General features: G+C 53.2%; 11 protein-coding genes and 1 tRNA gene. 2 read left to right on the forward strand and 10 right to left on the reverse strand.

Annotated elements, in window-relative coordinates:
* Window positions 1-11: 11 nt before the first annotated feature.
* The 9 genes from pepQ to Q0824_RS16165 form a co-directional block, all read right to left on the reverse strand.
* Window positions 12-1,304, reverse strand: coding sequence for a Xaa-Pro dipeptidase (gene pepQ, locus Q0824_RS16125; protein ID WP_298453075.1), 1,293 nt, complete (start codon window positions 1,302-1,304; stop codon window positions 12-14).
* Window positions 1,297-2,211, reverse strand: coding sequence for a LysR family transcriptional regulator (locus Q0824_RS16130; RefSeq protein WP_298453078.1), 915 nt, complete (start codon window positions 2,209-2,211; stop codon window positions 1,297-1,299). The genes pepQ and Q0824_RS16130 overlap by 8 nt, the downstream gene beginning before the upstream one ends.
* Before the next feature lie 108 nt (window positions 2,212-2,319).
* Window positions 2,320-3,330 carry an oligopeptide/dipeptide ABC transporter ATP-binding protein gene (locus Q0824_RS16135; protein ID WP_298453081.1) on the reverse strand — a complete coding sequence of 337 codons (1,011 nt, stop codon included), beginning with the start codon at window positions 3,328-3,330 and terminating at the stop codon, window positions 2,320-2,322.
* Window positions 3,327-4,337: an ABC transporter ATP-binding protein gene (locus Q0824_RS16140; RefSeq protein ID WP_298453084.1), complete on the reverse strand. Its 1,011-nt coding sequence runs from the start codon at window positions 4,335-4,337 to the stop codon at window positions 3,327-3,329. The genes Q0824_RS16135 and Q0824_RS16140 overlap by 4 nt, the downstream gene beginning before the upstream one ends.
* 2 nt (window positions 4,338-4,339) lie before the next feature.
* Window positions 4,340-5,272 (reverse strand): ABC transporter permease, encoded by a 933-nt coding sequence (locus tag Q0824_RS16145; RefSeq protein ID WP_298453087.1) that lies wholly within the window; start codon window positions 5,270-5,272, stop codon window positions 4,340-4,342.
* Entirely contained in the window at window positions 5,269-6,318 is a 1,050-nt protein-coding gene (locus Q0824_RS16150) for an ABC transporter permease (RefSeq protein WP_298453090.1), read from the reverse strand. Before Q0824_RS16150 ends, Q0824_RS16145 begins: the two co-directional genes overlap by 4 nt.
* A gap of 96 nt (window positions 6,319-6,414) precedes the next feature.
* A complete protein-coding gene (locus tag Q0824_RS16155; RefSeq protein ID WP_298453117.1) occupies window positions 6,415-7,977 on the reverse strand; it encodes an ABC transporter substrate-binding protein in 1,563 nt (520 codons plus the stop codon).
* Between the two features lie 167 nt (window positions 7,978-8,144).
* Entirely contained in the window at window positions 8,145-8,867 is a 723-nt protein-coding gene (locus tag Q0824_RS16160) for an LrgB family protein (RefSeq protein WP_298453120.1), read from the reverse strand.
* Window positions 8,860-9,225 carry a CidA/LrgA family protein gene (locus Q0824_RS16165; protein ID WP_298453123.1) on the reverse strand — a complete coding sequence of 122 codons (366 nt, stop codon included), beginning with the start codon at window positions 9,223-9,225 and terminating at the stop codon, window positions 8,860-8,862. Before Q0824_RS16165 ends, Q0824_RS16160 begins: the two co-directional genes overlap by 8 nt.
* Before the next feature lie 75 nt (window positions 9,226-9,300).
* Here Q0824_RS16165 and Q0824_RS16170 point away from each other — a divergent pair, with 75 nt between their 5' ends.
* Entirely contained in the window at window positions 9,301-9,840 is a 540-nt protein-coding gene (locus Q0824_RS16170) for a YaeQ family protein (RefSeq protein ID WP_298453126.1), read from the forward strand.
* A 100-nt stretch (window positions 9,841-9,940) separates the two neighbouring features.
* Window positions 9,941-10,017: transfer RNA gene (locus tag Q0824_RS16175), tRNA-Arg, on the forward strand.
* A 160-nt stretch (window positions 10,018-10,177) separates the two neighbouring features.
* On the opposite strand, the gene Q0824_RS16180 is transcribed toward Q0824_RS16175, so the two are convergent.
* Complete coding sequence (locus tag Q0824_RS16180; protein ID WP_298453129.1) at window positions 10,178-13,198, reverse strand: type I restriction endonuclease subunit R; 3,021 nt, start codon at window positions 13,196-13,198, stop codon at window positions 10,178-10,180.
* Window positions 13,199-13,248: the final 50 nt, after the last annotated feature.

Raw genomic sequence — 13,248 nt, forward strand, 5'->3', positions numbered from 1 at the left:
AACGGGTTGTTTCAGGCTTCGGCCTCCCGAGTCAGGTTGCGGCACCCTGTGTCGGTTACCACTACGTTGTCTTCTATGCGTATGCCGCCGCACCCCTGCAACTCATCAAGCAACGGCCGGTTGATGTGGTGCCCGAGTGGGCCAGATAGTAATGGCTCCAGCAAAGACGGTATGAAATACAAGCCTGGTTCGATGGTCACCACCATACCGGGCTCCAATGTGCGCGTGAGGCGCAGGAAAGGTGCATCGGCAGGGGGCGCTACCGGTTTGCCGGCCACATCGTGCACTTGCACGCCGAGGAAGTGGCCAATGCCATGGGGGAAAAAGGCCCGGGTAAGGCCTTCAGAAACCAACTCTTCATCGCTCAAGCCGTCCACTATCCCTGCTGCACTCAATAGTGCTGCAATGCCAAAGTGGGTTTTGCGGTGAATATCCAGGTAATCAACACCCGGGGCAACCATCTTGCAGAGCCTGAACTGCAATTGCTCAAGACCATGCACTAGTGCTGCAAATCGCCCTTCGCCAACACCCGCGGTGGTACGGGTAACATCGGAACAATAGCCCCGGTAGCGCACCCCGGCATCTATCAACAAGCTGCGGGATTTAACGGGTACTGCCGTATCGTAATACTGGTAGTGCAAAGTGCCTGCGTGCTCATTCACTCCAATAATGCTGTTATAGGGCGCCTCAGCTTCACGTTGCTGCGTTGCTCGCTGATAAGCCAGGTTGATTTCAAATTCACTGGCGCCCGCCAGAAATGCATCGCGAGCAGCATGATGGCCAGCCATTGCCAGTTTGTTCGCCTGGGCCAGGCAGGCTATTTCGTAGGCTGTTTTGTGCACCCGCGTTTCGTCCAGCGCTGCACATAGAGAACCGGGGTTTTCATCACCCGGCAAGCCTGCAAACAAAGAGGGATCGCCAATAATCGCAAGCTGGCTCATTTCTTTCAGCTCAGGCGCCGACCGGCTTTCATTGAAGCGAAGATCAAACTTTTCCAGCCACGGTTTCTGTGGGATTTCGAGGCTTGCATGCCAGAAATCCACGGGCTTATGCAGAGAGAGCACTGGTTTTTTTCCTTTACGAATCAGTAGCCAGGCATGTTCAAAACCCGTGAGCCCTGTCCAGTGAAGAAAAGGTCCGTAACCTTGGAACTGCCAGGCCTGATCATCACCGTAGCGCATGGGGGCAGCACCGGAACTGATCAGCAGGCCGTCATAACCGTGATCCTCCAGAACCTGTTCATAGCGCTTCTGCAGAATACCCACGTGATCAATCTGAAGAGATAGCAGGTCGGTTTCAGGCATGTTGGTTATCCAGTGTTTTCCAGAGGGTTAAAAGGTCTTCTGAACGAGGTTCCCGCAACCGGATCAAACGAATCTCCAGCGGCACATCCCAGCGTTCGTCGCCGGCTCGGGTCAAACTGCCGAACTGCTCGCTCTTTTCTGTCATTCGACTGGGCAGCCACCCCATACCAAAGCCCTGTTTCACGAGTGCTTTGATACTGGCCGATTGAGTGTTCTCATTCAGCGGCAGCAGGTTTACGGATTGTTCGCAGCGTGACAGATGCGCCTCAATGGCAGATTGCAAAAAACCCCGTGAGTGATAGGCAATCAGCGGTACGGTTTGGCCTGTGGCCCCCGGCAAGGAGAATCGGGGCTCACCGTTTTCTGCCACAACACTGACGGGGACCAATGACTCATTGGCCAGGGTGATAGATTCATACTCACCACGACTCAACCGGCCACCCCAAGGCAAATCCTGATGCCAATAACACAGCACCAGATCACATTCTCCACTATCCAGAGCATCCAGAAACTGCTCCCCGATCCAGCTGGTCGCCTGCAGGTTCAGCTGAAGCCTGTCTGCTACGCCCGCTTCACTGGCCCAGCTCTGGTAAAAGTGAGAAAACAGTCCCTGAGTTGAGCCCACACTGATTCGCGCAGAGACTTCTGCCTCCATACTGGCAATCTGCCCCCGAACGTCCCGAACGTCCCGAGTCGTTCGCTGGCAAAGCTCTAAAAACATCTCCCCGGCAGGTGTCAGAGACAAGGGCAATGTCTGCCGGTTAACCAGCGTGGCACCCATGGCCTCTTCAAGCAGTTTGATTCGGCGACTGAACGTGGGCTGACTTACGTGCTGCAGCTCAGCGGCACGGGAAAAATGGCGCGCACGGGCCAGCACCATGAAGTCTTCCAGCCAACGTATTTCCATGGGCTCCCCAGCGAATGACAGGTAAGTGTGCAGTAGGCGATTTCGATTAAGGCTCAATCATTGGGCGCATCATAGCCTATAGCTACCGCACACTTAAAACCTGCTCGCTTACAGCCGCCCTTCCTCCACCGCATGGCAAGCTACTTGTGTGCCGCTATCCGTAGTGATCAATTGGGGTATTTGCTGGCGGCAGCGGTCATTGGCGTAGGGGCAACGACCATGAAACACACAGCCAGAAGGCAAGTTCACTGGCGTTGGCACTTCACCTTGCAGGCGAATGTAATTAGGCCTGTCGTCTTCCAGCTTGGGTATAGCCGAAAGCAACGCCTGGGTGTATGGGTGCCGGGGTTCGGCAAACAGAGTTTTTGTTTCTGCAAGTTCGCACACTCGCCCGAGATACATCACCGCCACACGGGTGCCGAAGTGCTCTACCACGGCCAGATCGTGGGTGATGAACAGATACGTCAGATTGCGGGTTTCCTGCGCCTCCATCAGCAGGTTCAGCACCTGAGCCTGAATGGATACGTCCAAAGCCGAAATAGGCTCATCCGCCACAATAAACTCAGGGTCTACCGCCAGAGCACGGGCAATGGCTATACGCTGACGCTGACCGCCGGAGAATTCGTGGCCAAACCGGCTACCCCAATCCGGGTCGATACCCACAGATGCCATAACCTCCTGCACCTTGCCGCGCACCTCATCTCGGGACAGCTCAGGACGATGGAAATGGATTGGCTCTTCCAACGTTTGCTGAATCGTCATGCGGGGATTCAGGGAGGCATAGGGGTTCTGGAAGATCATCTGCATTTTGCGGCGGTACGGCAGTACATCCCGGCCTTTGAGGTTGTCGATACGCTGGCCGTCGTAATGAACTTCGCCTGCGCTGGGTGATAACAACCCCATAACCGTTCGGGCAACCGTAGACTTGCCGCAGCCGGATTCACCCACCACACACAAAGCCTCACCTTTGTGCACCTGCAGATCCACACCGTTAATGGCATGAACGGCTTCCTGCTTGCGCTGGAATCGGCCGCCCTTGAAGGTTATCTGCTCGAGCAGGCTGCCAGACAAATCAAACCGTTTTTCCAGCCCGCGAATTTCTACCAACGGGGAGGTCATGATCCGGCCTCCTGCATGCGTTTCTCCTGCTCAATCAGATTGCTGACTTCGTAACACGCCACATCCACATTCCCCGATCGCACATACTCCGGCATGGTTTGCCGGCACTGGTCGGTTGCAAAATCACAGCGCGGGTGGAAGGGACAGCCAGTAGGTACGTTTTTAAGAGAGGGCATGGAACCGGGAATCTGGAATAAACGCGCACCTGGCTCGCCCATCTGCGGCAACGCATTAATCAGCCCTTGAGTGTAGGGATGCTGGGCGTCGTTAATAATTTCCCGCGTGGGGCCTTGTTCAATAATGCGCCCGGAATACATCACCAACATGCGCTGGGTGACTTGGGAAACAACACCCAAATCGTGAGTAATCAGCATCAGCGCCACATTTTCCTGTTCACACAAATCCAGCAGCAGCGCCATGATTTCCGCCTGAATGGTCACATCCAGTGCGGTAGTGGGCTCATCAGCCACGATAATTTCCGGGTCGAGCAGCAAGGCGATGGCAATGATCACACGCTGGCGCATACCGCCCGATAACTCGTGAGGGTACTGGTCGAGACGCTTTTCCGGCGAGGGGATCTGCACCTTGCGCAGCTTATCCAGTGCTATATCCCGCGCTGCCTTGGTGCTGATTCGGCGATGCGCCTTGATAGCTTCAACCATCTGGGTGCCAATGGTCAGCACCGGGTTGAGCGTCATCATGGGGTCCTGGAAGATCATGGCAATGCGATTGCCACGGATCTTGCGCAGCTCGCGCTCGCTCATGGCCGCCAAGTCCTTGCCTTCCAGCAAAATCTGCCCGCCAGCAATATAACCGGGGCGGGCAATCAGGTTGAGAATCGAGAAGGCTGCTACGGATTTACCGGCACCAGACTCCCCTACCAACCCTAGCCGCTCGCCTTTATCGAGGCTGAAACTGATTCCGCGCAGGGCCGTGAGGTCCCCGCCGCGAACGGCAAAGCGAACATCCAGGTTTTTTACTTCCAGCAGTGGTGTGTCGTTTTTCATAGTTAGCCCTTGTACAGCCGTGGGTTCATAACATCCCGCAACCAGTCACCCAAGAGGTTGATGACCAGCACGAGCACGACCAGCACCAGGCCGGGAATCAGAGTTATCCACCAGGAACCGCTTTGAATATAATCAAAGCCGGATTTGATCAGAGAACCCAACGACGGCTGGGTTTCAGGCATACCCAAGCCAAGGAACGACAGAGCCGCTTCGGAAATAATCGCGTTAGCAATCTGCACCGTTGCGATAACAAAAATTGGCGACAGCGTGTTGGGCAGAATATGACGGAACATGATGCGGTTGGTGCGAAAGCCCATCACCTTGGCCGCATCCACGTACTCTTTCTTTTTCTCCGCCAGCACAGACGCCCGAACGGTTCGGGCAATTTGCGGCCATTCAGCTACACCGATAATAAAAATCAGCATGTAAATGGCGATTTCACCAAACATCAGGTTGCCGAAACTGGCCTTGAACACCGCGCCCACAATGATGGCAACCATCAGGGTGGAGAAGGAAAGCTGAACATCTGCAATCCGCATCAGGATAGAGTCGACTTTGCCGCCCATGTAGCCCGCCAGCAGGCCGAACAATATACCCAGCACCGCCTGCAGCACCACCGCGCCAAAGCCGATCAACAAGGACACCCGTGTACCGTAAAGAATGGTAGAGAGCATATCCCTGCCCTGGGCATCAGTACCCAGAGGGAAGGCCGGATCAGCCCCGGACATACCCACCGGCGGCAGTTCCGAGTTCATGATATCGATCTGCGCCAGGTCGTAAGGATTCGTTGGCGCGAACAGTGGCGCGAATACAGCTGCAAACACCATCAAAAGCAAAACGATAAAGCTGGCAATCGCCACCTTGTCGCGCTTGAAGCTGTACCAAAGGAAGGACTCGCGAAAGCGATTCCAGCGGGAGAGGGTCGCCGTTGTCATGCTTTCTTACCTGTCAGTTTCACCGTGGGGTTCACCAGCCCGTAAACCAGGTCCACCAGTGTATTAGTGATCACGAAAATCAGCCCCACCACCATCAGGTAGGCGACGATCAGAGGAATATCGCTTCGGGTAATGGCTTCCAGAAACATCAACCCAACGCCGGGCCACTGAAACACGGTTTCCGTAAGAATTGTGTAAGCCACCATAACACCCACCTGCACACCACCTACGGTGATGACTGGCAACATGGTGTTCTTGAGAGCATGGAGAAAGTTAATGCGTGCCGAGCTCAGGCCTTTTGCCCGGGCATAACGAATGTAATCGCTTTGCAGCACTTCCATCATTTCCGCGCGAATCAAGCGGATAAACAGCGGCAGCATGATGGATGCCAAGGAGACGCAGGGCAGTACGAGATGCATCAGCCCGAGCTCTGAGAAAAAGCCGGAATTCCAGGTTCCAAAAAGGTGCTTCAGGTCATCGCCACGCCCGTAGGAGGGCATGCCGCCATCAGTACTCAAGGCACCGTTCAGCCACTGGCCCCAACCGGAATCTACAGGAAACCACTCAACGGTAATGCCAATGGAATATATCTGGATAAGAACAATGGCCGTAAGAAACACAGGAATGGAGATTCCCACCGTGCTCACGCCCATGAAAAACTTGGCCAACCAGGCCTGAGGCCGGATGGCGGCATAAACGCCAATGGGTACAGACAACAGCATGATGATGAGGCTGGCACCGATCACCAACTCCAGAGTGGCCGGCAGATGCTCTGCAATCACTGTGAGCGTTGGCTTGCCGTAAAAATAGGAGTTGCCCAAATCGCCCTGAATGGCTTTGCCCGCAAAGCGCAGGTACTGAACCACCATGGAATCATTCAGCCCCAGTTCTTCACGCAGGGCTTCGCGCTCCTCCATGGAAACAGACATGCCGACCATTTCCTGAAGCGGGTCACCAAGGCCATCCTGAATGGCAAAGGCGATCACACTGATCACGAACATGACCAACACTGCCTGGGAAATGCGTTGAACCAAAAACGCTAACATGCAGGAATTACCACTGATGAGTATTTAAAAAGCCTCTCTCCCTTTACCTAACGAAAGGCGGGAGAGAGGTTGGAGAGAGGGGGGCAGTTTTCCCCTTTACTCTACGACCAGATCACCCAGATAAGGGAAGTTCATAACGTTCAGAATCGGCTCAATCTTCACGTTCTTCTTGCTGGCCCAAGCCAGATCCTGCCAGTGCAGCGGGATGAAGGCCGCATCGTCGTACAGGCGCTGCTCAACTTCCTGCAGCATGGCGGTGCGCTTGGCAATATCGGTCTCCACGTTGGCTTTTGCTACCAAGGCGTCGATTTCCGGGTTGCAGTAGTTACCGGCGTTGTACTGGCCTGCGCCACTGCCCGCTTCTGTGCAGAAGGTCAGAAACTCGTAGAAGTTGGCAGAATCTTCCGTATCTGCGTGCCAGCCAATCAGCATCATGTCGCCAGAACGGTTATCAAACTCCGGCCAGTACTGAGCTTTTGGCAAAGTCTTCAGATCCACTTTGATGTTGATACGGGCCAGCATGGCAGCTGCTGCCTGCGCGATCTTGTCATCGTTCACGTAGCGGTTGTTCGGCGCCATCATGGTGATGGTGAAGCCGTCTTCATAGCCCGCCTCTTTCATCAGCTGTTGGGCCTTTTTCACGTCATAACGTGGCTTCAGGGATTCGTTGTAACCCTGGTAGCCAGCCGGTGACAGCTGAGCTGCAGGTGTGGCAAAGCCTTTCATGATCTTGGCTGCAATGCCTTCCTGATTGATGGCATAAGCGACCGCCTGGCGAACCTTTGGGTTCTTGAAGGCTTCAACCCGATCCTGATTCATGTGAAACAGGATGATGCGGGTACCGCTCATGGTAACCAGCTCCGAGTTCTTGTCACGCTTGATGCGATCAAGATCTGTAGGTGGTACCGGGGCGATAAAATCCACACCGCCAGACAGCAGTGCCGAAACCCGCGTATTGTTCTCTTTGATTGGTGTCAGCACGATTTTCTTTACGTTACCTGGGGACTCTTCATCCCAATAGTTCGCAAAGCGCTCAAATTCCATACGCACGCCCTGCTGGCGGGATGTCACCTTGTAGGGACCAGTACCTGACAGATTACCGGAAGCAAAAGAGTTACCGTGCTTCAGGATAGCGCCCTTCATCTTGCCGTCTTCTGTTTCACCGGAATAAAACTCACTGTCCAGCGGGAAGATGTAGGTGGCGGTATTGAGCAGTAGCGGAAATGGCTCGCTGGTTACCAGTTCAAAGGTGTAATCATCAATAATATTAATGCCACTAAAGGGCTTGAAGATGGCTTTGAAGTCCTGGCTTTCCTTCAGGCGATCATAGGTGAACTTCACATCTTTGGTGGTGAGTTCGTTGCCGGAATGGAACTTCACCCCCTCACGCAGCTTGAAGCGCATGGTGTTCTCATCAACACGCTCCCAGCTTTCAGCAAGGCGGGGCTCAAAATCGAGGTCTTTGGTCCAGCGTACTAGCGGATCAAAAGACATATGGGATAGCTGCAGAATGCCGCCGGAGAGCTGCTCATGAATATCGAGGGTTACCGGATCGGCGTCGTACGCCATTTTAAGCTCTTTTGTCGCCTCAGCAGACAGAGCAACTGGCGCGCTAGCCAGCGCAAGGGAACCAATAAAAGCTGCAAGTAGTTTTTTCATTGCGTTTTCCGTCGTTGTTTTACGAGTTTTTACGGCGCACCGAACCTCGGGCGCACCGGACGCCTGTATTAGAAACTAGTCCCGGAAACTACTTACGGCAATCGAAATTACAACTTGCAGCTATGCGCGAACTGAATGACGGCGAATTCGATAGGCGTATCGCGCTCTCAAAGGCGAAACACCAACGGCAGGATCAGCGCCGTAAACACGCCTGTAAGCCCCATCCCCAGAGAAGAAAACGCGCCGGCAGTGTGGCTGATTTCAAACGCCCGCGCTGTGCCTATCGCGTGACCATTGAGGCCCAAGGCAAACCCGAGAATGCGCTCATCCTCCACCGGCAACCACTTTGCCAACAGATCCACAAACAAGGTTGCAACCACACCCGTTATCAGCAACCCACCCATCATCAGTGCCACTGATCCACCCAGTTGTTCGGTAATACCGATAGCAATCGGCGCGGTTACAGACTTTGGAGCGAGTGATGCCAAGACCTCAGGCGTAGCACCTAATGCCCAGGCGATCACCACGGCATACACCGCCGCCATTGTGGCCGCCAGCGGCAGTGTAACCACAATCGGAAGCCACAGAGCCCGGATATGATGGATTTGCTGATACAGGGGAATCCCCAAAGCGACAGTTGCCGGCCCGAGCAACACCGTAATCCAGAGCGCCCCCTCCTGATAACGAACATAATCAATGGATAACACCGCAATCACTGCCGATAAAATTACTGCGGAGAGCAATACTGGCGGCATCCATAATGGCTTGCCAATGCGCGCAAACAGCCAGTTTCCGACAAAAAATGCGGTCAAGGTAAGCCCGATTGCGAGTATCGGGCTGGCCGCAAGCAAGTCGGGAATCGCGATAAAACGGCTGACTAACTCAGTCATTGGAGCGTCTCTGTGCCGATAAACGAAGCACGCCCTTCATGACCAGCAGTGTTGTAAGGACGCTCAGAAAGGTGCCCAGCAACAAGGCAGCAGCAACCGCCAGCCACTGCCCTGAGAATTGTGACGCCAGGAAGAACACCCCCACCACACCCGGCATGATCAGCAACACCAGCACGGAGATCAGCGCCTGACTTGCCGTTGCCAGGTCATCACTCACCCTGCCCCGCAGCATTAATGATAGTGTCATAAGAATCATGCCCAGCACGCCGCCACTGACCGGCAACAGGAACAGTACCCGCAAGGCCTCACCAAGCAGGAAAAACAAAACCAGAATCAGAAAACCGCGCAACATCGGCATGTCGTCTTACTCACCACTCACAGAATTGCTTTACACTACCGCAAATCAACATCTTGATACCAATGCAGGACAGCCATGGCGCTCAAAGCAACTATATTAAAAGCCACGCTCAATATTGCCGACATGGACAGGCACTATTATGCGGACCATCAGCTCACCATAGCGCAACACCCGTCAGAGAATGATGAGCGCATGATGATTCGCCTCCTGGCCTTTGCCCTGAATGCCAGCGACGATCTGGAATTCACCAAAGGCCTAAGTACAGACGACGAACCGGAACTGTGGCAGAAAAGCCTGAGTGATGAGATTGAACTCTGGATTGAACTGGGCCTACCCGACGAAAGCCGCCTGCGCAAAGCCTGCAACCGTGCGCGCCAGGTTATCCTGTACGCTTATGGCGCTCGCGCTGTTCCCGTATGGCTGGAGAAGCACAAAAGTAAACTGAGCCGCTTCAAAAATCTGACGATTATTGAACTGCCGAGCGAATCTACTGAAGCCTTGGCTAAGCTGGCGGAGCGCAACATGAGTTATCAGGTAACTATTCAGGATGGCGAGGTGTCCTTCAGCAACGAAGGGGCGCTGGCAAACATAACGCCAGCCCCACTGTTCCCCTAGCCCGAAGCAACTCCGGGGAATGCACCGAGGGCTGGACAGCACTGGCCTGCGCACGTAAGATTGCGCTCTCGAAATTGACGCACAGCCGTCGCATTCGAATGCGCCCGTAGCTCAGCTGGATAGAGTACTGCCCTCCGAAGGCAGGGGTCACAGGTTCAAATCCTGTCGGGCGCGCCATATTTTTCAAGGCCTTACGTGAAAACGTAGGGCCTTTTTAATTTCCTGTGTCCAAAATGTGTCCACGGCGTGTCCACGGTTCTAAATCAACTTTTCGTGGAGCGGTAATTTTGACCCTTGCCGTATTTCGGCACAGAACGATTTGGACACAGACTGTTTTCTACCCAATAGCATTTCTCATATTCTGCTGCATCGATGATTTAAACGCCGAATCACTGGCAATAAGGCGGTATAACTCCATATCCTGCCGACGGCGCTTGAGCATGACTTCCTCAAAAATCTTCTCGAACGCAAGAGAGCGATTATCCGCGTCTTGGTTGTTACGGTACTTGGTTTCGAAGTCTGGGTGCTCCTGAATGGTCTGCATAATGCTCAGAAACTTCACTCTCTGCTCCTCCGGAGTTGCCTCCCAGCCTTGAAACCAACGCTCGTTAAAGCTCTGGATAATTTGGTCCAACGGATCGATTTCTTGCTCTTCCCCATGAGCCCCTCGCGGATTCGGGTTTGCAGGATTCAGTTCGCTTTCAGCCTCATCCAGGCCAATACCGTAATTCAGCTTGACCCGTTCCAGACCATAGGAAGACAAGTCTACAGAGTTAAGAAGTGCATCAATTTTATCTGCATCCTTATCTTTCACTTTTAGCTTCGGAATCAGGAACTTCAGAAACCAGAAGAGCTTCTCCCAAGCAATTATCTCGAAGGGCATGATGGATGCCACTTGCCCATATATTTTCACAAACTGCTTGGCCTTGATTTTAAAGTCAGCCTTTTCCTCTTCTTCCAAATCCAGCTCGTTATTAAACCGTTCCGCTGCCGTATCAATAATAGGGCTGAGTTTTTGCGCGTCGGCATTACCAAAATACAGGCTGATGAATTCTTCAACTTCTGGCCAGTCGTAAACCCCTACGTCTTCCAGGTTGTCTTTCAACTCGTGGAGAACGTTGATGTCAGTGGCCTCAGATAAACTGGTAGCGGTGTAAAAGGGATCAAAGGCGGCTTTGATGTCATCCACATCGTTGAAAAAATCCAGAATGAACAAATCTTCGGTTTTCTTGCTCCATTTGGGTGCCGCCCGATTCAAGCGAGACAGCGCTTGCACCGCCAGAACACCTTGCAGCTTTTTATCCACATACATGGTGCACAGCTTGGGTTGGTCAAAACCGGTCAGATATTTGTTCGCGACCACCAGTAACCGGAATTCGTCCTTGTCGAATTGCACGCGGGTTTCAGATTCTGCAAAGCCATTCGCTTGTGCTTCAGTATACTCAATACCATCTACTTCTTTGGTACCCGAGAAAGCAACCAGCACTTTAAAGGGGTGCCCACGTTTTTCTAACAAGCCAGCAATTGCTTTGTAATAACGGATGGCAGATTCAATATTCTGCGTGACCACCATGCCCTTGGCTTTGCCCTTAAGCCGCTTGCTGTTTACGACTTGCGAAATGAAGTGTTCCAGCATGATCTCTGCTTTTACCGCAATCGTTTGCGGATGCCGCTCCACGTACGCTCTGAGCTTTTTCTGTGCCTTGGCGGTATCGAACAGCGGGTTATCTGTTATGGACTTCTGGATCTCGTAATAACTGCGGTACGTGGTGTAATTGGCAAGTACATCCAGAATAAAGCCTTCCTCTATCGCCTGCTTCATGGAGTACAGGTGAAACGGTTGGAAGCTGCCGTCTGGCTGCAGCTGACCGAATTTTTCCAGGGTGCTGTTCTTGGGTGTCGCGGTGAATGCAAAATATGAGGCATTACCCCGCATCTTGCGGGACTGCATGGCAGTGAGAACCTTGTCCTGGGCGTCGTCCGCGCCCTCTTCGCTCGCGCTCTGCCCCATTGCCTGATTCATTTTGCCGTGGGCACTGCCATCTTGTGAACCGTGGGCTTCGTCGATGATGACGGCGAAGCGCTTATCGCTCATGTCTTCGATGCCATCGATAATGAACGGGAATTTCTGGATGGTAGTGATAATGATTTTCTTGCCCTGCTCCAACGCCTGCTTAAGATCGGCAGACTTCATAGCTGGCGCAATGATGTTCTTTATCTCTGAGAAGTCCCGAATGTTCTCTCGCAACTGTTTGTCTAACAAACGTCGGTCGGTTACCACAATCACAGAATCAAACAGCGGCACTTCAAGCCCTTTCGCGCCGGGCACCTCAAGGGATACAGGGTAGGTTTCAATCAACTGGTAGGCGGCCCAAGTGATTGAATTAGACTTACCAGAGCCGGCAGAGTGTTGTATCAGATAGGTCTGGCCCACGCCTTGCTCACTGGCATGGGTTATCAGTTTGCGCACGACATCCAGCTGTTGGTATCTGGGGAAAAACAGCGTGCGCTTGCTCAAAGGTGTTTTGCTGGTGCCATCCAATCGGACGAAGTGCTGAACGATGTTGGCAATACTGGCTCGACTGAAGACTTCTTCCCAAAGGTAAGCGCTTTTATGGCCGTTAGGGTTTGGCGGATTACCGGCCCCATGATTGTGCCCTTTGTTAAAAGGCAGGAAAACGGTCTTTTGTCCGGCCAGTTTGGTGGTCATATAGACCTCGTCGGTGTCCATCGTCATATGGACCAAGCAACGACCGAACTGCAGCAATGTCTGGCTGGTGTCCCGATCCTGCCGATATTGCCTTTGGCCATGAAAACGAGCGGTTTGCCCAGTCCAGGGGTTCTTCAGTTCCAGAGTGACGAAAGGCAGGCCGTTGAGAAAGAGCACCATATCGATCTCTTCCAGCGTGTTGCTCATCGAGTAACGCACCTGCCGGGTGCTACTGAAGATATTTTGCTGAAAGTTTTGTTTAACCTTGGCGGAACTGCTGGCTAAAGGCGCCGGATACATCAGATGAAAATGCACATCGTCGATGTCCAGCCCCCGCTTCAGGAGATGAAGGGTTCCGTATTTTTTCGCTAACTTATCAAAGCGATCAAGAATTCGAGTTTGCCAGTTGTCGTAACGCTCTTTCAGGCGGGCCAACTCTTCGGTTTGGGTGGCTTCCAGAAACTGCCACAGGAAGCGGGTATCAACCGCGTAGCGTGCATTGAAATCACTCGCTTGGCCTAGCCGATAACCGTGATGCTGGCTGAATGGCACCGTTTCTTGCACACTACGCTGTTCTTCCAGGCTGGTGCCGGTAAGGAACTTCTCGATGCTCGCTTCCAGTGCCTGTTCGTTGGTTTGGCTGGCCATGGACTCACCCTTACTGGTCAATTGGCTAAAAATGTCTAGCTTCGTCTAAA

It is taken from the genome of uncultured Marinobacter sp. (genome assembly GCF_947488835.1).
In the GTDB taxonomy this organism is placed as follows: domain Bacteria; phylum Pseudomonadota; class Gammaproteobacteria; order Pseudomonadales; family Oleiphilaceae; genus Marinobacter.

Coding starts and splice junctions, on each gene's coding strand:
- Q0824_RS16140 (WP_298453084.1), bottom strand. CDS start 4,337: ATGAAAAACGACACACCACTGCTGGAAGTAAAAAACCTGGATGTTCGC.
- Q0824_RS16150 (WP_298453090.1), bottom strand. CDS start 6,318: ATGTTAGCGTTTTTGGTTCAACGCATTTCCCAGGCAGTGTTGGTCATG.
- Q0824_RS16180 (WP_298453129.1), bottom strand. CDS start 13,198: ATGGCCAGCCAAACCAACGAACAGGCACTGGAAGCGAGCATCGAGAAG.
- Q0824_RS16165 (WP_298453123.1), bottom strand. CDS start 9,225: ATGCCGATGTTGCGCGGTTTTCTGATTCTGGTTTTGTTTTTCCTGCTT.
- Q0824_RS16170 (WP_298453126.1), top strand. CDS start 9,301: ATGGCGCTCAAAGCAACTATATTAAAAGCCACGCTCAATATTGCCGAC.
- pepQ (WP_298453075.1), bottom strand. CDS start 1,304: ATGCCTGAAACCGACCTGCTATCTCTTCAGATTGATCACGTGGGTATT.
- Q0824_RS16155 (WP_298453117.1), bottom strand. CDS start 7,977: ATGAAAAAACTACTTGCAGCTTTTATTGGTTCCCTTGCGCTGGCTAGC.
- Q0824_RS16160 (WP_298453120.1), bottom strand. CDS start 8,867: ATGACTGAGTTAGTCAGCCGTTTTATCGCGATTCCCGACTTGCTTGCG.
- Q0824_RS16130 (WP_298453078.1), bottom strand. CDS start 2,211: ATGGAAATACGTTGGCTGGAAGACTTCATGGTGCTGGCCCGTGCGCGC.
- Q0824_RS16145 (WP_298453087.1), bottom strand. CDS start 5,272: ATGACAACGGCGACCCTCTCCCGCTGGAATCGCTTTCGCGAGTCCTTC.
- Q0824_RS16135 (WP_298453081.1), bottom strand. CDS start 3,330: ATGACCTCCCCGTTGGTAGAAATTCGCGGGCTGGAAAAACGGTTTGAT.